At 66.7% G+C, this 16,907-nt stretch carries 16 protein-coding genes and 2 other RNA genes; 5 read left to right on the top strand and 13 right to left on the bottom strand.

The features are described 5' to 3' along the window. Nucleotides 1-17: 17 nt before the first annotated feature. Nucleotides 18-3,194: a TonB-dependent receptor gene (locus AC1PLS_RS16480; RefSeq protein WP_160955201.1), complete on the top strand. Its 3,177-nt coding sequence runs from the start codon at nucleotides 18-20 to the stop codon at nucleotides 3,192-3,194. A gap of 1,099 nt (nucleotides 3,195-4,293) precedes the next feature. Here AC1PLS_RS16480 and thiE read toward each other — a convergent pair. Continuing rightward, nucleotides 4,294-4,917: a thiamine phosphate synthase gene (gene thiE, locus AC1PLS_RS16475; RefSeq protein WP_126966761.1), complete on the bottom strand. Its 624-nt coding sequence runs from the start codon at nucleotides 4,915-4,917 to the stop codon at nucleotides 4,294-4,296. Between the two features lie 23 nt (nucleotides 4,918-4,940). Between thiE and AC1PLS_RS16470 the strand changes: the two genes are divergently transcribed. Together AC1PLS_RS16470 and AC1PLS_RS16465 are read left to right on the top strand one after the other, a co-directional pair. Next, nucleotides 4,941-5,180 (top strand): rubredoxin, encoded by a 240-nt coding sequence (locus AC1PLS_RS16470; protein WP_024938106.1) that lies wholly within the window; start codon nucleotides 4,941-4,943, stop codon nucleotides 5,178-5,180. Between the two features lie 60 nt (nucleotides 5,181-5,240). After that, a non-coding RNA gene (locus AC1PLS_RS16465) (sX9 sRNA) lies at nucleotides 5,241-5,317 on the top strand. 104 nt (nucleotides 5,318-5,421) lie between these two features. On the opposite strand, the gene AC1PLS_RS16460 is transcribed toward AC1PLS_RS16465, so the two are convergent. From AC1PLS_RS16460 to AC1PLS_RS16425, 8 genes are all read right to left on the bottom strand, one after another. Beyond that, complete coding sequence (locus AC1PLS_RS16460; RefSeq protein WP_046344164.1) at nucleotides 5,422-6,303, bottom strand: SirB1 family protein; 882 nt, start codon at nucleotides 6,301-6,303, stop codon at nucleotides 5,422-5,424. Between the two features lie 40 nt (nucleotides 6,304-6,343). Continuing rightward, nucleotides 6,344-6,793 carry a DUF192 domain-containing protein gene (locus AC1PLS_RS16455; RefSeq protein WP_102251357.1) on the bottom strand — a complete coding sequence of 150 codons (450 nt, stop codon included), beginning with the start codon at nucleotides 6,791-6,793 and terminating at the stop codon, nucleotides 6,344-6,346. Nucleotides 6,794-6,956: 163 nt separating this feature from the next. Next, nucleotides 6,957-7,604: a ribose-5-phosphate isomerase RpiA gene (gene rpiA / locus AC1PLS_RS16450; protein WP_016903557.1), complete on the bottom strand. Its 648-nt coding sequence runs from the start codon at nucleotides 7,602-7,604 to the stop codon at nucleotides 6,957-6,959. Between the two features lie 105 nt (nucleotides 7,605-7,709). Continuing rightward, nucleotides 7,710-8,180, bottom strand: a complete 471-nt coding sequence (locus AC1PLS_RS16445; RefSeq protein ID WP_481103859.1) for an EVE domain-containing protein — start codon at nucleotides 8,178-8,180, stop codon at nucleotides 7,710-7,712. After that, nucleotides 8,177-8,767 carry a 5-formyltetrahydrofolate cyclo-ligase gene (locus AC1PLS_RS16440; RefSeq protein ID WP_102580704.1) on the bottom strand — a complete coding sequence of 197 codons (591 nt, stop codon included), beginning with the start codon at nucleotides 8,765-8,767 and terminating at the stop codon, nucleotides 8,177-8,179. The genes AC1PLS_RS16445 and AC1PLS_RS16440 overlap by 4 nt, the downstream gene beginning before the upstream one ends. 261 nt (nucleotides 8,768-9,028) lie before the next feature. Next, nucleotides 9,029-9,213: non-coding RNA, 6S RNA (gene ssrS, locus AC1PLS_RS16435), on the bottom strand. A 96-nt stretch (nucleotides 9,214-9,309) separates the two neighbouring features. Continuing rightward, nucleotides 9,310-9,609: a cell division protein ZapA gene (locus tag AC1PLS_RS16430; protein WP_016903560.1), complete on the bottom strand. Its 300-nt coding sequence runs from the start codon at nucleotides 9,607-9,609 to the stop codon at nucleotides 9,310-9,312. Next, nucleotides 9,606-9,827, bottom strand: coding sequence for a TIGR02449 family protein (locus tag AC1PLS_RS16425; protein WP_024938110.1), 222 nt, complete (start codon nucleotides 9,825-9,827; stop codon nucleotides 9,606-9,608). Before AC1PLS_RS16425 ends, AC1PLS_RS16430 begins: the two co-directional genes overlap by 4 nt. A gap of 237 nt (nucleotides 9,828-10,064) precedes the next feature. Here AC1PLS_RS16425 and AC1PLS_RS16420 point away from each other — a divergent pair, with 237 nt between their 5' ends. Then, nucleotides 10,065-10,607, top strand: a complete 543-nt coding sequence (locus AC1PLS_RS16420; RefSeq protein ID WP_024938111.1) for a YecA/YgfB family protein — start codon at nucleotides 10,065-10,067, stop codon at nucleotides 10,605-10,607. Between the two features lie 13 nt (nucleotides 10,608-10,620). Further along, on the top strand, nucleotides 10,621-11,961 hold the full coding sequence (locus AC1PLS_RS16415; protein WP_102251359.1) for an aminopeptidase P N-terminal domain-containing protein: 1,341 nt from the start codon (nucleotides 10,621-10,623) through the stop codon (nucleotides 11,959-11,961). Nucleotides 11,962-12,141: 180 nt separating this feature from the next. Here the strand turns inward: AC1PLS_RS16415 and AC1PLS_RS16410 are convergent, their stop codons facing one another. The 4 genes from AC1PLS_RS16410 to AC1PLS_RS16395 all read right to left on the bottom strand — a co-directional run bounded on the left by AC1PLS_RS16410 (nucleotide 12,142) and on the right by AC1PLS_RS16395 (nucleotide 16,730). Further along, nucleotides 12,142-12,540, bottom strand: a complete 399-nt coding sequence (locus AC1PLS_RS16410; protein WP_481103858.1) for an XVIPCD domain-containing protein — start codon at nucleotides 12,538-12,540, stop codon at nucleotides 12,142-12,144. A 28-nt stretch (nucleotides 12,541-12,568) separates the two neighbouring features. Beyond that, on the bottom strand, nucleotides 12,569-13,894 hold the full coding sequence (pepQ, locus tag AC1PLS_RS16405) for a Xaa-Pro dipeptidase (RefSeq protein WP_184608605.1): 1,326 nt from the start codon (nucleotides 13,892-13,894) through the stop codon (nucleotides 12,569-12,571). Nucleotides 13,895-13,959: 65 nt separating this feature from the next. Then, on the bottom strand, nucleotides 13,960-14,307 hold the full coding sequence (locus AC1PLS_RS16400) for a PilZ domain-containing protein (protein ID WP_046344154.1): 348 nt from the start codon (nucleotides 14,305-14,307) through the stop codon (nucleotides 13,960-13,962). Further along, complete coding sequence (locus AC1PLS_RS16395; protein ID WP_481103857.1) at nucleotides 14,304-16,730, bottom strand: DUF1631 domain-containing protein; 2,427 nt, start codon at nucleotides 16,728-16,730, stop codon at nucleotides 14,304-14,306. The genes AC1PLS_RS16400 and AC1PLS_RS16395 overlap by 4 nt, the downstream gene beginning before the upstream one ends. Nucleotides 16,731-16,907: the final 177 nt, after the last annotated feature.

Raw genomic sequence — 16,907 nt, 5'->3', positions numbered from 1 at the left:
GACTTGGGGGAGACAGCATGAACCGTAGTATCCAGAAGCGTGCCTTGGCGTTGGCGCTGGTCATGGCCATGGGGAGCGTCCACGCGCAGTCCACCAGCGGCAGCATCGTCGGCAGCGTGGGGCAGAGCAGCGGCACCAGCGTGCTGGTGGAAAACAACAGCGGGTTCAGCCGCGAAGTACCGGTGGATGCGCGCGGCCGTTACACCGCCGGCAACCTGCCGCTGGGCACCTACAAGGTCACCGTCAAGCGCGACGGCGCGGTGGTGGAGACGCGCGAGAACGTCGCGATCACCGTCGGCGCCAACACCGACGTCTCGTTCGCTGCCGCGTCGGGCAGCGGCATGCAGACCCTGGACAGCGTGACCGTCACCGCCGCAGGCCTGACCACCATCGACGTCAGCAGCGTGGACACCCGCACCGTGGTCACCGCCGAGCAGCTGCAGCAGCTGCCGCTGGGCCGCACCGCCGAGGCAATCGCGCTGCTCGCACCGGGCGTGGTGGTCAACAGCGGCGGTTTCGACAATGGCCCGCTCGGTGGCTCGCTGCCCAGCTTCGGCGGCTCGGCCGCCAGCGAAAACGCCTATTACCTCAACGGCTTCAACACCACCACCATCAGCAACAACCTGGGCGGCCTGACCCTGCCGTACGGTGCCATCGACCAGCAGGAAATCTTCACCGGCGGCTACGGCGCGCAGTACGGCCGCGCCAATGGCGGCGTGATCAACCAGATCGGCAAGCGTGGCACCAACGAGTGGAAGTTTGGCGCGGCGGTGATCTGGGAGCCGAACGGCCTCAAGGCCAACCAGCGCGACATCTACTGGCGCCCGGACAGCCAGGGCAGCACGATCAACAACGCCGCCTACCGCTACGCGCGCTCTGCCAATGGCCTGTATCAGCCGGCGAGCGAGGCCGAAGCCAACCAGACCACCTACAGCGCCTATGTCGGCGGGCCGATCATCCAGGACAAGCTGTTCTTCTTCCTGGCTGCCGAACAGGTGGATTCGGACGGCGTACGCGTCGGCACCAATCGCGACACCGACAACGGCCGCACCGGCGGTCTCACCGATTACGACTACAAGCAGAAGCGCTGGTACGCCAAGGTGGACTGGAACATCACCGACAATCACCTGATCGAGGTGACCGGCGCCAGCGACGAGGCAGAGACCAACGGGTCGATCTACCGCTACGACTACGTCAATCGCCAGCGTGGCAGCTATTTCACCGACGAGTCCACCTGGAAGACCGGCCCGACCCTGTTCACCGGCAAGTACACCGGCTACCTCAGCGACAACCTCACCGTGACCGCGCTGTACGGCAAGATGAAAACGCCCGATGAGCTGACGCCCTTCAACTACAACGCGGCCGGCGGGCCGGTCATCAACAGTGCCGCGCTGCAGAATCCGGCCTACACCGGCGGCACACCGCGCATCGGCAATCAGCTGGTCACCTCGGTCAGTTCACCGGATCGCGAATACAAGAAAGACAATCAACGCCTGAATCTGGAATGGCGCATCGGCCACCACACGCTCAACTTCGGGATCGATAACCAGAAGTCCGAGGGTATCGATGTGGGCTCGGTGCTGTCCGGCCCGGGCTTTGCATGGACCTATGGCCAGACCAACGATCCCAATGGCCTGCGGACGGGCGGGCTGGTCAGCCAGTCGGCCAACGAAGCCGGCGGCATCGGCGCACCTAGCCCGGGCCTGGTCGATCCGGTCAACGGGTCCAGCGGCTATTACGTGGTCCGCAACATCAACACCAGCCTGTATTCCTACGAGGCCAAGCAACGCGCCTATTACATCGAAGACAAATGGCAGGTCACCGACAACCTGCTGCTGAGCATCGGCCTGCGCAAGGACGAGTTCACCAACTACACCCCGTTCGGCGACCCCTACATCGAAGTGGATAATGCCTGGGCGCCGCGGCTGGGTTTCAGCTGGGACGTCAACGGCGATTCCAGCCTGAAGGTGTTCGGCAACGTGGGCCGTTATTACCTCGGCCTGCCGTTGTCGGCAGTGAGCCTGTTCACCCCGGCCACCACCACCGATACCTACTTCACCTACAGCGGCATCAACGCCGATGGCACGCCGATCCTGGCACAGCAGCTGGGGTCGGCGGTGTCGGCCAACTCGCGTTTCGGACGCATCGCCGACGTGCGCACCGCGGTGGTCAAGGACATCGAAGGCGAGAACCAGGACGAGGTCATCCTCGGTTTCACCAAGCAGCTGGACACCGGCTGGGTGCTGGGCGTGCGCGGCACGCATCGCCGCCTCAATGCGGGGATCGACGATCAGAACTACGACGTTTCCAATACGGCGTTGATCGCCGCTGCGGCCGCCCAGGGTGTCACCATCGACTTCTCGCAGGTTGCCGGTGCATCGCTGATCAATCCGGGCCAGACCAACACCTGGGGCGTGATCGGTACCGATGGCCAGTTCCATGAAGTGTCGGTGAGCCGCGAGGCGGCGGGCTTCCCGAAGTTCAAGCGCAATTACTCGGCGGTCGAATTCAATCTGGAGCGCCCGTTCGACGGCAAGTGGTACGCCAAGGTCAACTATGTCTGGTCGCATAGCTACGGCACCACCGAAGGCCAGGTGCGTTCTGACCTGTGGCGCACCGGCGGCGCTTTGGGCAGCTACCAGGGCCAGGCCTCGGTTTCCACCACGCAGAGCTGGGACCACGCGGCGCTGATGGAACACTTCAACGGCGATCAATCCAACGATCACCGTCATCAGCTCAAGCTGTTCGGTTTCTACCAGTTCACTCCGCAATGGGGTGCGTCGGCCAACTTCAGCCTGATCTCGGGCGCGCCGCACAATTGCCTGGGCAACTACTACGGCGACAACTACACCGGCACCGACCCGGCCGGCTACGGTGGCAGCGCGATCACCGGCGGCCCTTACCACTACTGCTACAACCCGGAGACCGGCACCGGCGTGGCGTCGCCTCCTGGCTCGCAGGGGCGGCTGGGCTGGATCGCGCAACTCGACATGGGCGTGACCTACAAGCCGGCATTTGCCGCCGGCAAACTGGCACTGCGCTTTGACGTGTTCAACATCACCAACGAGCAGACCGCAACCAACATCTACCCGTTCTCGCAGTTGCCCGACAACACCACCAATCCGCTCTGGGATCAGGTGGTGGCCTACCAGGCACCGCGCTCGGGCCGGGTGACATTGAGCTACGACTTCTAATCGCGCCAGGCGAGAAGGTCGGTCCCGGCAGCGACGCGTGATGGCACGCGTCGCTGCCTTGTTGTCTGTACGTCACGTCGCCATTCGTATGCGCTGATGGAGGATTGGTCGCGCGCATAGATCAGTCGTAAAGCGGTTGATCTGCAGTTTGGCTGCGGGCCCCTTGCCCGCCCACCACCGCAGGACACGCCGCAAGTACGTCCCTGTAGGCTCTTACGCGGTATCCATGCCGCGTAAGGTCCCGCGACGGTGAGCGGGCAAGGACCCGTCGAGATAGTGGGTGTGCATGGTTTTGGATAAAGCAACCGACTGACTTTCTGCTGGGTGTCCTCGCCGCGCCCTCTACGCTGTGAGTTTGCTGCGGGGTCCTTGCCCGCCCACCCTCGCAGGACACGCCGCAAGTACGTCCGTGTAGGCTCTTACGCGGCATCCATGCCGCGTAAGGTCCCGCGACGGTGAGCTGGCAAGGACCCGTCGAGATAGTGGGTGTGCATGGTTTTGGATAAAGCAACCGACTGACTTTCTGGTGGGTGTCTTCGCCGCGCCCTTTACGCTGTGAGTTTGCTGCGGGGTCCTTGCCCGCCCACCATCGCGGGACACGCCGCAAGTACGTCCGTGTAGCTCTTACGCGGCATCCATGCCGCGTAAGGTCCCGCGATGGTGGGCGGGCAAGGACCTGTCGGGATGGTCGGTGTGCGTGGTTGCAAGCAGGGCATGGCGTGCGCTGGTCGAATCACTATGCGTCAGCCAGCTTCCCGCCACCTCCCTATCGCAAGCCGATCAGTGGACAAGCTTTCAACACGCGACCTGCAAGCGCCTCATCTGCCACTGTAAGCCGCGCAACAAGCTCTCAAGAAAATAGCCGGCAAATTTCCCGGTGCGGTGTCCTTGCCGATTGCGGGACCCTTGGCGGCATGGATGCCGCCAAGGAGCCTCCACGGACGGATTCACGGCGTGTCCCGCGAGCGGTGAGGGCACTGCGCGCTCGACCCACCGAGCTTTTGATTGCATCCAATAAACGACGCTTCGACTCTAGTCTCGGTCTCTTGTGTCTTCGCTTGCGCGTGTCGCGGGTAACGTCTGTCGTCTGCCAGCCACGCTAGCGTGCAAACCCGGCCCGATATGCCTGCACTGCCGCGAGCGAGTCCGGCGCGGCGTACACGCCGCTGACCACTGCAATCAACTCGGCACCTGCAGCCACCAAGCCGGGCACCTGCGCAGCCGCGATGCCACCGATCGCCACGCGCGGCACTCCCAGCGCTGCGGCTTGCTGCAGCAACGCCGGCGTGGCGCGACGTGTCGTCACCTTGGTGGTGGTCGGGAAGAACGCGCCGAAGGCCACATAGCTGGCGCCGGCCGCGACCGCTGCGCGCGCGCGCGCAATCTCGTCGTAGCACGACACCCCGATGATGGCCTGTTCGCCCAACAGCGCACGCGCCGCGGCCGCCTCGCCATCGTCTTCGCCCAGGTGCACGCCTTGCGCGCCCACCTGTCGTGCCAGCTGCGCATCGTCGTTGATGATCAACGGCACATCGTGCGCAGCGCACGCCTCGCGCAGCGCGCTGGCCTGTTCCAGGCGCAGCGCCGCAGTGGCCTGCTTGTTGCGGTACTGCAGCCAGGTGACAGCGGGCAGCAGCGGCAAGGTGCGCGCGATCAGGCGTGCGGTGTCGGGTTCGTCGGGCGTGATGAGGTAGACGCCGCGGGCGTTGTGCAGGTCGGACATGGCAGCGCTTCCGGAAGCGGTGGGTGGGATGGGACAATGCAGCCCCACCGTTGCGTGACCGCGATTATCCGATGAGCGAGACATCCACGACCACCTACCGCACCTGGATGTGCGTCGTCTGCGGGTTTCTCTACCACGAGGCCGACGGCATCCCCGAAGAGGGCATCGCCCCGGGCACCGCCTGGCAGGACGTTCCCGACACCTGGACCTGCCCGGATTGCGGCGTGACCAAGGACGACTTCGAGATGGTCGAGATCGACTGAGAGCGGCTAACAAAACTACTGCGCCGCCGTCAGGCGGGCGCTGCGGTGCGCGGGATCGGCATGTACCACTCGTACACTCCGGCTCTGAGCGCGCCGTCCGCACCCACCTGACGACCGCTCGCTACGTTTTATTCGCCGCTCTAGTGCCTTGGCGGCTCAGTTGGGTCGCTGCGTTTTTCGCGCCACAACATCGCCGGCACACGTTCGCACGGTGCTGGCGAGGGCCTTGCAGGCTGTGTTTTCAGTGCGCGCGCGCGCGCTGACTGTTCAGTTCGACCAGATGTTCGTGCAGATTGGCCGCGTCCTGCGCACTGGGATTGAGCTGCAGATAACGCGACAGATCGTGACGTGCGCCGTTGCGGTGGCCCAGGTGCAGATAGGCCATGCCGCGATCGCGTAGCGCCTCGGGCTGGTCCGGCACCAGCTTCAGGATGCGGTCGGCACTGCGCGCGGCGCGGTCCCAGTGCTCGGCATCGGCGTAGACGCCGTGCAGATTGCGCAGGATGCGGATCAGGATCGCGCGATGCGGTGCGGGGTCGAGGATCTGCGCCAGGGCGCGGTCGTCGGGGATCTCGCCACCCAGGTGCGGACGCGCGCGCTCGCGCAGCTCGTCCACGCCCAACGGGCGGCCGCCGTTGAACGGGTCCATGACCAGCACGCCGTCGTCCACCGGCAAACGCACCAGGAAATGCCCGGGAAACGACACGCCCGCCAGCGGAATGCCCAGCCGGCGCGCCACTTCGATCTGCACCATCGCCAGCGAGATCGGGTTGCCCAGGCGGCGTTCGAAGACCTGGTTGAGGTAGCTGTTGCGCGGGTCGTAGTACTCGTCGTGATTGCCCGAATAGCCCAGCTCGTCGAACAGGTAGCGATTGACCGCGGCCATCTTCAGCGGCCACAGGTCGATCGCCTCCACCTCGCGGCGCAGATGCTCGACGTGGCTTTGCACCAGCGTGTCGTACAGCTCGGCGTCCAGCTGCGGATACTCGTCGCGCGCGATCAGCAGCGCGGTGGACATCAACGGCACTGCGTCGTCGTCCAGGCTGGCGAGCGCGGTCCAATGGGGAAGTGGGAGCATGTCGACCATGCTGCCAAGAGTGTCGGCAAGCGGCGCGTGGTTCAAGTCCGGTACTTCCTGACAGGAAGGGCCTGTCGCGTGAGATTCACTTGAGCTTTGGGATATCCGGGCTCAGGGTCAGGCTGGCGCCGTCCTGCAGGTTGAGCCTGGCGGCCTGGCCGGCATTGAGTTCCAGCACGTAACGGGCCGGGCGCTTGCTGGGGTAGGGCGGGCAGGCGTCGCCGCCCGAACACGGCGGCACGTCGCGCTGTTGCGACACCAGCCGGCGCTCATTGTCGAAATACAGGATATCCAGCGCGATCTTGGTGTTCTTCATCCAGTACGCCAGCGGTTCCTGGCGGTCGTGGACGAACAGCATGCCGTGATCGTCCGCCATGGCATCGCGAAACATCAGGCCTTTGGCGCGGTCGGCATCGTTCTGCGCCAGCTCCACCTGGTAGCGCGTGCCGGCCAGTTCCACCCAGCTGCCGCCGCTGCTGGTGCAGCCGCTGAGCAGGATCAACAACGCAAGGGGGAGGAAGCAAAGACGGCGCATGCGGCATACCAGTGGGCGGGGATGCCGCACCATCTGCCAAGCGGCCGCGTGCGTCAAGCCGCTGTGGTGCGGCGTACCGTCATCGCAGGTAACGGGAGTCCGGCCCGCTGTCGCTTCGCAACGCGGGCCGCAACTGCGTATGCGCGTGCTTGCACGCGATCGCTCAGATCACCCGCGGCGGCTCGCCACCGACAATCACCACATCGGCCGGGCGACGCGCGAACAGGCCCACGCAGACCACGCCGGGAATCTGGTTCAGGCTGCGCTCCAGCGCCACCGGGTCGGTGATCTGCAGGTTGTGCACGTCCAGCACCACGTTGCCGTTGTCGGTGACCACGCCATCGCGCCATACCGGCTGACCGCCGGTGAGCGCCAGGATCTGGCGGGCCACCAGGCTGCGCGCCATCGGAATCACTTCCACCGGCAGCGGGAACTTGCCCAGCACCGGCACCTGCTTGCTCGGGTCGACGATGCAGATGAAGCGCTCGCTGGCTTCGGCAATGATCTTCTCGCGCGTCAACGCTGCGCCGCCGCCCTTGATCAGGCAACGATTCGGGTCGCACTCGTCGGCACCATCCACGTACAGCGACAGATTGCCGGTGTGGTTGAGATCCAGCACCTCGATGCCATGGCGCCTGAGCTGCGCGCTGCTCTGCTCGGAGCTGGACACCGCCCCCTTGATGCGGTGGCTGATGCGGCCCAAGGCATCGATGAAGTAGGCCACCGTCGAACCGGTACCGACCCCGACGATCATGCCGTCTTCCACGTAATCGATCGCTTTTTCGGCGGCCAGGCGTTTTGCTTCGGACATTTGGGGGCTCGGGATTGGGGAATCGGGAATCGGGATTGGGGAATCGCAAGAGCGGCTGGGCTGAGCGGGATTTGCAAATCGCAAATCCCGAATCTCTACTCCCGGCTACTCCATCGCCAGCAACAATTTCCACTGCGCGGCGGTCACCGGCAGGATCGACAGGCGGTTGCCGCGGGCGATCAGCGGGAAGCCTTCGCCCAGTGCGTCGGCCTGCTGCTTGATTTCGTCCAGTGCGATCGTGCGCGTGAGCTTGCGCTCGAAGGCCACGTCCACCAGCATCCAGCGCGGATCTTCGCGGGTGGCCTTGGGGTCGTGGTAGTCGGATTTGGGATCGAACTGGGTGTCGTCCGGATACGCCGCGCTGGCGACCTTGGCGACGCCGACAATGCCCGGCACTCTGCAGTTGGAGTGGTAAAACAACACCCCATCGCCGACATGCATGCCGTCGCGCATGAAGTTGCGTGCCTGGTAGTTGCGCACGCCGTTCCACGGTTCGGTGCCGACGCGTTCCAGATCATCGATGGAAAACGTGTCCGGCTCGGACTTCATCAACCAGTAGCGCTTGCGGGCAGTCATACGGAAACGGCGTCGTCTTTCAGGAAGGTGGCGTGTTCGGTGCAGATCGCATCCACCGCCACGTCCCAGGATTCGGTGGGCAGGGCGGGTAGCTGCTGCGCGGCGAAGCCGACGCCGACCAGCCAGGGCGGCGGCGTCTGGCGGTGCCGGAACGCGAAGCTCCGATCATACCAGCCGCCTCCCATGCCCAGCCGCCGGCACTGCGCGTCGAAGCCGGTCAACGGCGTCACCACCAGCGCCATCTCCTCGGGTGCGAGCAGCGCGGTGCGCGCCACGTCCGGCTCGGGGATGCCGTAGCGGTTGCTGACCAGCCCCTGGCCCGGCCGCCACGGCGCAAAGCGCAGGACGCGCCCGTCCAGCACCGGCAGGCAATAGCGCACGCCGGCCGGCAGGCTCAGTTGCCAGCGATGCAGCGCGATTTCGCCATCCATCGCCCAGTACCCGGCCACCGCGCCGGTCTGCGGCGCGAACGGCAGCGCCAGCAGGCGCTCGGCCAGCGCATCGGCGGCTGCCAGGCGCTGCGCTGCGGGCAGGCTGCGGCGCAGCGCACGCAACTGCTGGCGCAAGGCGTCTCGGTCGTCGGTCATGGCGTCTCGCAGCGATAGGCGGAGGGATATTGTCGATGGCGTGGACGCGCCTGCCTAGCTGCGCGTGTCCCACCGATCGCCGGTGCCCGCAAGTCTCTCGCCTGTCGCTGAGCGCGTGCATGCAGCACTGGCAACGTTGCGGCGCACGCACGCACGCATGTCTTAGCGTAGTCATTACAACAGCGGCGCAGCCGAACTGCGCGTGCCGTGCGTTTCAGACACGCAAAAAGAAACGGCGCCCGAAGGCGCCGTTTCAGATTTGCATTCTCCGCCGTGAACGATGCGGGCGAAACGACCTTGAACCCGGGGTTCAAGTGGGGACGTTGTGAGGCCTTCGGGCTTCCCGCTACAAGGCGGACTTGCACTCCCGGCTTCGTCGCGCCCCCGTGGTCGTAATTAAGGGACAAGGCGAATGTTTTGCACGCTGTCGTTTACAGCAGAGAACGCAGGTGAAGTATAGACCTCTGCTGCGCGATGGCTAGCCCATTCGTCGGCCGGCGCAATTGAAAGTTCATATTTGCGACGACAGTGCGAACTGCACCTCAACGCGGCGTGTCGGACACGCTGTCCAGGCGGCGATTCAAGCTGTCCAGCGTGTTGGCCAGTTCACGGTCGTACAACGCTTGCTGATCGCGCAGCTGCTGCAATTCGTGCGCCAGATTGAGTGCGGCCAGCACCGCAACGCGGTCCACCGCTGCCATGCGATTGCTGCCGCGAATCTCGCGCATGCGCAGATCCAGCAGGCGCGCCGCAGCGGTGAGGCTCTCGCGTTCGTCGGCGGTGACGCCAACGGTGTATTCACGATCCAGAATACGCACGCTGACCGGCTCGTTGTTGCTCACGTGTGCTGCTCCAGGGATTTCAAGCGCACGATCATCGCTTCCACGCGCGAGCGCGCCTGTTCGTTCTTGGTCAGCAATTGCGCGCGCTCGCCGATCAACTGTTCCTGCTGGTGACGCAGGCTGCGGTTCTCGTCGGTCAACCGCTGGCTGCGCTCGACCAGGGCCTCCACACGGGCGGCAAGTGCGCGGATCTGGGCGAGGGCGGCGGCGTTGTCCATGCGCTCACGATAGGGGCGCGTGCGCGCGGCGGTCAAGCGCCCGATCGCAGCCCGCTTACCCGCCGTCAGGCCAATCCCGACAAGGGCTTGCACTGCGCCCGGCGCGGCCGGCGTCACGCGCGTGGACCCCGTAGGGAACACGCCGCTGGCGGCCGACGCGGGGGTGCCTTGATACACTGGGAAGTCAAATCGCCGGCCCATGTGCCGGCACCTCCTGTTCCCAGCCTGGATGACCCGATGGATCTGCCCGATGTAACCGCTGTGCAAAACGAAAGTCGCCAGCTGGAGTTGGCTTCCTCCGCAGCGGAGTTGCACGGCGGGCTGTGCGGGTGGCTCTCCGGTGGGGGTGCCGACAGCGGCGACTGGCTGGCGCGCATCCTGGCCGACACCGCGCAGGTGGCGCCCAGGCAGGGCGGGGCGCTGGACCAGATGCGGCAGGCCACGGTGGCGCAGCTGGAAGACCGCGATTTCGCTTTCGAATTGTTGCTGATCGACGACGGCGCACCGCTGGCGGCGCGCACCGATGCCTTGTTCGACTGGTGTCGTGCCTTTCTGGGTGGCTTCGGCCTGGCGGCGCAGCAGCGCCCGGCACTGACCGAAGAGGGCGAAGAGGCGCTACAGGACCTGGCGCGGCTGGCGCAGGCGTCCAGCGACGATTTCGATGCGGCCGACGAAGACGACACCGCCCTGGCGGAGATCGAGGAGTTCGTGCGCGTAGCGGTGCTGTTGCTGCATGGCGACTGCGTGATGGGGCCGCGCTTCCGCCAACGTCTGAACTGACCGCACGACCGCCATGAAAAAACTCACCGGGATCGGCGCGGCCGAGTACGCGCGTCGGCGCAAGCAGCTGATGCAGATGGCCGGCGATCAGGCCATCCTGATCCTGCCGGCGGCGCCCGAGCGGGTGCGCAGCCACGACACCCACTACCCGTATCGGCAGGATTCGGATTTCTGGTATCTGAGCGGTTTCCCCGAGCCGGAAGCGGTGCTGGTGCTGGTGCCGGGCCGCAAGCATGGCGAGGCGATCCTGTTCTGCCGCGAGCGCGATGCCGAGCGTGAGGCCTGGGATGGCCCGCGCGAGGGCCAGGAAGGCGCGGTGGAGCGCTACGGCATGGACGATGCGTACCCCATCGACGATGTCGACGAGATCCTGCCGGGCCTGCTGGAAGGGCGCAGCCGCGTCTATTACCACTTCGGGCGCGATGTCGACTTCGACCTCAAGCTGATCGGCTGGCTCAAGCGCGTGCGCGAGCAGGTGCGCCACGGCGCGCAGCCGCCGCACGAATTCCTCGAGCTCGGGCATCTGCTGCACGAGCAGCGGCTGTTCAAGTCGCGCGACGAAATCGCCTTGATGCAGCACGCCGCCGACATCAGCGTGCGCGCGCATCGCGCCGCCATGCGGCTGGCGCGGCCGGGTGTGCACGAGTACGAACTGCAGGCCGAGGTGGAGTGCGCGTTCCGCGCCGCCGATGCGTGGCCGGCGTACGGCAGCATCGTCGGCACCGGCAGCAATGCCTGCGTGCTGCACTACCGCGCCAACAATGCGCGCAGCCGCGATGGCGAACTGGTGCTGATCGATGCCGGCGCCGAGTACCGCGGCTACGCGGCCGATATCACCCGCACCTTTCCGGTCAACGGCCGTTTCACCCCCGCGCAGCGTGCGCTGCACGATCTGGTCGGCGCTGCGCAGGCTGCCGCACTGGCGCAGGCGCGCCCCGGCGTGCCCTACGAAGCCGGGCATCTGGCCGCGGTGCAGACCCTGACCGAGGGGCTGCTGCAGTTGGGCCTGCTCAAGGGCAAGCTGGAGCGCAATATCGCCGACGGCCATTACAAGCGCTTCTATCGGCACAAGACCGGCCACTGGCTGGGGCTGGATGTGCACGATGTGGGCGACTACCGGTTGGCTGGCGACTCGCGTCTGCTCGAGCCCGGCATGGTGTTCACCATCGAGCCGGGGCTCTACATCTCCGCCGACGACACCACGGTGGAGGCCAGGTGGCGCGGCATCGGCATCCGCACCGAAGACAATGTGCTGATCACCGCCGACGGCCATCGGGTGCTGACCGATGCGCTGGCGCGCAGCGCCGACGAGATCGAAGCGGAGATGGCGGACCGCGACGCGTTGCGCGCATAGCGCGGTCATGCCGCCATGAGCCGCCGCGACCTGGATCGGTGCATTGCCTTGCGAGCAACACGCGCACTGCCGGCTTGGTTGAGATTGCGCGGCGTATCCGGCTGAGGGCGGCGCCGGCGTTCGAGCCGCGCCGGGCGCCTTGCAGGCATGAGACGCCCGGCCGTTGTGCTGCGCGCCGTTCTACTGGCCCAGTTGTGGCGTCTGGGTGCGTTCGGGCTGCTGGACCTGTTCGCCCGGGGTAGCCAGTTGCTGCGCGCGTGCGAACGATTGCGCTTCCGGCGTGTTCAATGCCTGCTCGGTCTTCATGTGCGCGCGCAGATGCGCCGGGTTGGCCGGGTCGCCCTGCACCACGAACACGTTTTCGCCACCGTGTACGCCGCGATTGTTGGCCTCGCTCATCAGCACATGATCCACGCGCGACAGGCCGCCTTCCTTGGCCAGCGGCAACAGGGCCGCGCTGAGCCGGTCGCTGGTCTGGTCGGGTGTGCGTCCATGTGCCGCATCGATTGCATGCACGCCGCGCTGGATCTGTTGATACATCGGATGGTCGGGGTGCGAGGACTGGCGTGGATCGTTCATGGCAATGCTCCGTGCGGTGCGGAAGGATTCAAGGGGCGGCAAACACCGGGCGGGTCAGATTTTCGGGCGCGCCATCGGTGCACACCACCTCGTCTTCGATACGGATGCCGCCGTAGGGTTTGAACTGCGCAACGCGCGCCCAGTCGACGCTGGCGGCATGGCCGTTCTTCTTCACTTCGTCCAGCAGCATGTCGATGAAGTACACGCCCGGTTCGATGGTGACCACCATGCCCGCTTCCAGCACGCGGGTCAGCCGCAGATACGGGTGGCCGGCGGGGCGTTCGATGCGGCCGCCGCGGTCGCTGGCCGCAAAGCCTGCCACGTCGTGCACCTGCAGGCCGATCAGATGGCCAAGCCCGTGCGGGAAGAATGCCGCGCTGACGCCGGTGGCGAGCGCAGCTTCCGGCGACACGGTGAGGATGCCGAAGTCCTTGAGGATGCCCATCAGGGCCAGATGCGCATCCACGTGCAACTGCTTGTAATCCACGCCGCTGCGCACGCTCTGGCCCATGCGGATCTGTGCGGCATCCACCGCATCGATCAGGGCCTGGAATTCGCTGCCGGGGTCGGCGGCATAGGTGCGGGTGATGTCGCTGGCGTAGCCGTAGGCCGAAGCACCGGCATCGATCAGGAAGCTGCGCAGCGGCTGAGGCGGCTGCTGGCCGAGTTCGGTGTAGTGCAGCACCGCGCCGTGTTCGTTGAGCGCGATGATGTTGCCGTAGGGCAGTTCGTTGGCGTCCTGACCGACGGCGGCGCAGTAGGCCATATGGATGCCGAACTCGCTCTGGCCGGCGCGGAAGGCCGCTTCGGCGGCGCGATGGCCGCGCACTGCCAGCTGCTGGGCGATGCGCAGCAAGGCCAGTTCGTACGGCGTCTTGAACGCGCGCTGGTAGTCCAGGTAATCGAGCACCGGCTGCGGATTGTTGGGCACATACGCACCTAGCGCGCTCTGCGCCTCGCCCAGGATGGCGCAACGGTCGGTCTGCCTGGGCAGCAGCGCCAGGGCCTGGTCCGGGGTGCGGATGATGTGGATGTCGCAGTGCTCCACCCACCAGCCGCTGGGCGCCTCGGGCACCACATGCCAATAGTCCAACGGCTGGCAGAAGATCAGCGTCGGGCGCTTGCCCGGGGTGTAGACCAGCCAGCTGTTGGGCACCCGCGTCAGCGGCACCCAGGCCTTGAACTGCGGATTGACCGCATAGGGATAGTCGCGGTCGTCGAACACCTGGTAATGCAGGCTGCCACTGGGCACCACCAGGTGGTCGAAGCCGCCGCGCTGCAGCGCCTCGTCGGCGCGCGCGGTCAGCGTGCGCAGGTGGTCGGAATACAGGTGGCTCAAGGACGGCTGGGGCATGCGGGGCTCGATCGGCAATGCAAAGACAGGTCGCGATTTTGCCGTAATCGTGGTGATGCTGTCCTTCAGCCCAGCATGTGTTCTTCGGCGATCCAGGCGCGCAGGCGTTGGCGATGCGGCTCGGACATGGTCAGGAAGCGGAAGCCGGCCCAGGCCTGCCCGGGTGCGTGCGCGGCTTCGCTCCACAACAGATGCACGCCGACATCGATCTCGGTGGCGCGGCCGATGCGCTCGGGCAGGCTGAAGCGCAGCTGGTACAGGGCGTCGTCGTGCAGCGGAACCGAGGCCAGCAGCAGCATGCCGGTTTCCGAGACATTGCCGACCCGGCCGATCTGCGCCTCGCTGAGCATGTCGGTCACCGGTATCAGGTCGGACGGCTGGCGGCGCGGTGCGCGGCGGGTGTCCTGGATCATGGGTTGACCTCCGCGGCGGGCGCTTGGCCGGCCAGGCTGCGCAGCGTGCGCACGGTGGCATGCCAGGCGCGGTCGATCAGGCGCGATTTCTCTTCGACCAGCAGGCGCGCCTGGCCGCCGGCCATCAGCCGCGACAGGCCATCCAGCGAGTGCTCGGCGACCTTTTGCCCACGTTGATTGACGAACAGCGCGTTACCGGTCATCGGGCTGTACCAGGACAGCCGTTGCCGACGTAGGTCGCCCTGCTGGTTGATCACGAACTCGAACCAGCTGCCGAACGGCAGGCTGCGCAGCTGCGTGTAGCAGGCCTCTTCGGCCGGCGAACGCGGGCCGGCGATGTCCTTGCGCGGTGTGCTGTCGCCCTGGTCGCCCAGCCGCGTGCGCGCCTTGAGCCTGGTGGCGAGCTCGGTGCGCGAGGTCGTCTCGTCCTCGCCGCCGGGCGTGGACAGGCGCCGCGCAATCGCCGCCGCTTCATCGTGGTGATAGCCGACCTGCAGCAGCGCGGTTTCGATCTCGGTGCCGAGCGCGATGTCGGCAGGTTGCCCCTTGCTGCGGCAGGTGACTTCGGCGATGCGCGCGGTCAGGGCCTGGCGCTCGTCCCATTCGGGCGATTGCTCGCCCTGGCGCAGCAATGTCAGCGTCAGCACGTCCGACCATGCCTGACGCAGCAGCGCCTGCACGAAGCGCGGCGGGACGCTCTGCTCGCACAGCTGCTCGATGCGCGCCTCGGCCTGCTGCTTGGCCGACTCCAGCCGCTCCTTGCCGCGCGCCGCATCCACATGGCGGCGCTCGGCGAGGTCGGCCTTGCGCACCAAGGCGCGCAGATGCGCCTGGATATCGGCGTTGGCCGCGGCGAACACGGCCTCGTCGCCCTGGTAGTCGTTGACGATCCGGTCCACCGCGCTGCCCAGCTTGTGCAGCAACTGCGGGTCGACATCGTCGTCGCCCAGCCAGACCGCGCCGGACTCGGCCACGGTGTTGAGCAATTCGCGCACCGGGTGCTGGTCGCGCACGAAGAAATGCATATCGGCCAAGGCCGCGCGCACCACCGGCACCTGCAACTTGGCGAGCAGGGCCCGCGCCGGGGTCTGCTCGCGCACTTCGCGTTGCATCTGCGCGTAGAGCAGGCCGAGCAGATCGAAGGCGTCGGTGTCCTGCGGCGACAGCGCGGCGTCGGGGCCGTGTTGCGCCCGCAGCAAGGCCAGCAGCTGGCGCTGCACCGCATCGATGCCGGTCGGCTGCGCCGCTGCCGCTGCCTGTGCCGCCAGCGTGCCCTGCAGGCTGGCCAGTGCGTCGCTGACGGCGGCCTTGGGCACGGCCGAGGGGGCGAGCCGGGGAGATGCTTTTTCGGGTGTTGCCTGGGCGCTGCTTGCAGGCGCTGCGCCGTGATCTGCAGAGCTTTGATTCGCCGCTGCGCCTACGTTGCCGGCCGCCTGCGACCGGCGCGCCGACGACATCAGGCCGCCGAGCGCCTGCACTGCATCGCTCAGCGCAGGTGCTGCCTGCTCACCGTCGGTCGCCGCTGCCAGTGTCATCTGCATGGCGGGCGGATCCAGCAGCGCGCTCTGCCACGGTGTCGGTGCCGATTGCCCGCTCCAGCCGGTTGCAGGCCGCCCGTTGCGCGGCGGCAGCGCGCGCGTGCTGGCGGCCGCAGCATCCTTCGGTGCGGTGGCTGCTGCAGGCGGTGCGCGCCGCGTCTGCACCTGGGTGGGCTTGACCAGGTACGGGTGATAGATCAGCCCCGGCAGGATGCCTTCCTGCGCGAGCGTGCCGTTGGCGCGCTCGTACAGATCGTTCAAACGCTCGATGACCTGACGCTCGAACACGCGGTAGAGCGTCAGCTGCCCATCCAGGCTCAGTCCCAGCGTTTCGCCGCACTGGCGCAGCACGCGGCACAAGGCGTACGGGCCCAGCGGCACTGCTTCCAGTTCGAACTCGGCCACCGCGCCGATCACCGCCACCCGCTGCGCCAGCAATTGCAGCGCATCGGCGCGGCGGGAGGTTTCGCGGCGCGCAATCTCGCTGAGCACGATATCGCGATCGATATCGGTGTCCTCCACCAGGGTGAGCATCTGCGGATGCGCTGCGGCATCGGCTGCTGGCATCAGCGACGGGCGATCGCGCAGCGTGGCCAGGTCCTGCGCCAGCTGCTGCAGGAACGCCTGCGGAAACCGATCGATGTGGTCGCGCAGGTCACGTGTCTGCGCATAGGTTTCGGCCTGGATCTGGCTGTTGCGGGCATGCTCGGCCTGATGCAGCAGCTCGCGTTCCAGCTCGACGATGGTCAGCCGCAGCGGCCCGCTGAGCGCCTGCATGCAATGCGCGTGCAGCGCGGCGAGCAGGCGCCGCCCGCGCGCGGAAACCGGTGCATCGGCGATCGGGCCGCTGAGCGTGTGCTGCAGGGAGGAAGCGGGAGTGGACATCCGGGGGAGGCGGGCTCGGTGCGAGGCGTGAGCTATGTAGCATGTTTTTCCGCCGGGCAGCGACCAGGCGGGCGCAGGACGCGCCTCGCCAGCTACGGTCGCCACCCTGATGCGGATGGCGCGCGTGGCGCGGCTCGCTGGATCCGCGCGCCAGTGATGTCGCGTGCGCTACCGATC

The organism is Xanthomonas sp. NCPPB 3218 (genome assembly GCF_056725185.1).
This window is presented reverse-complemented; position numbering and strand designations above follow the sequence as displayed.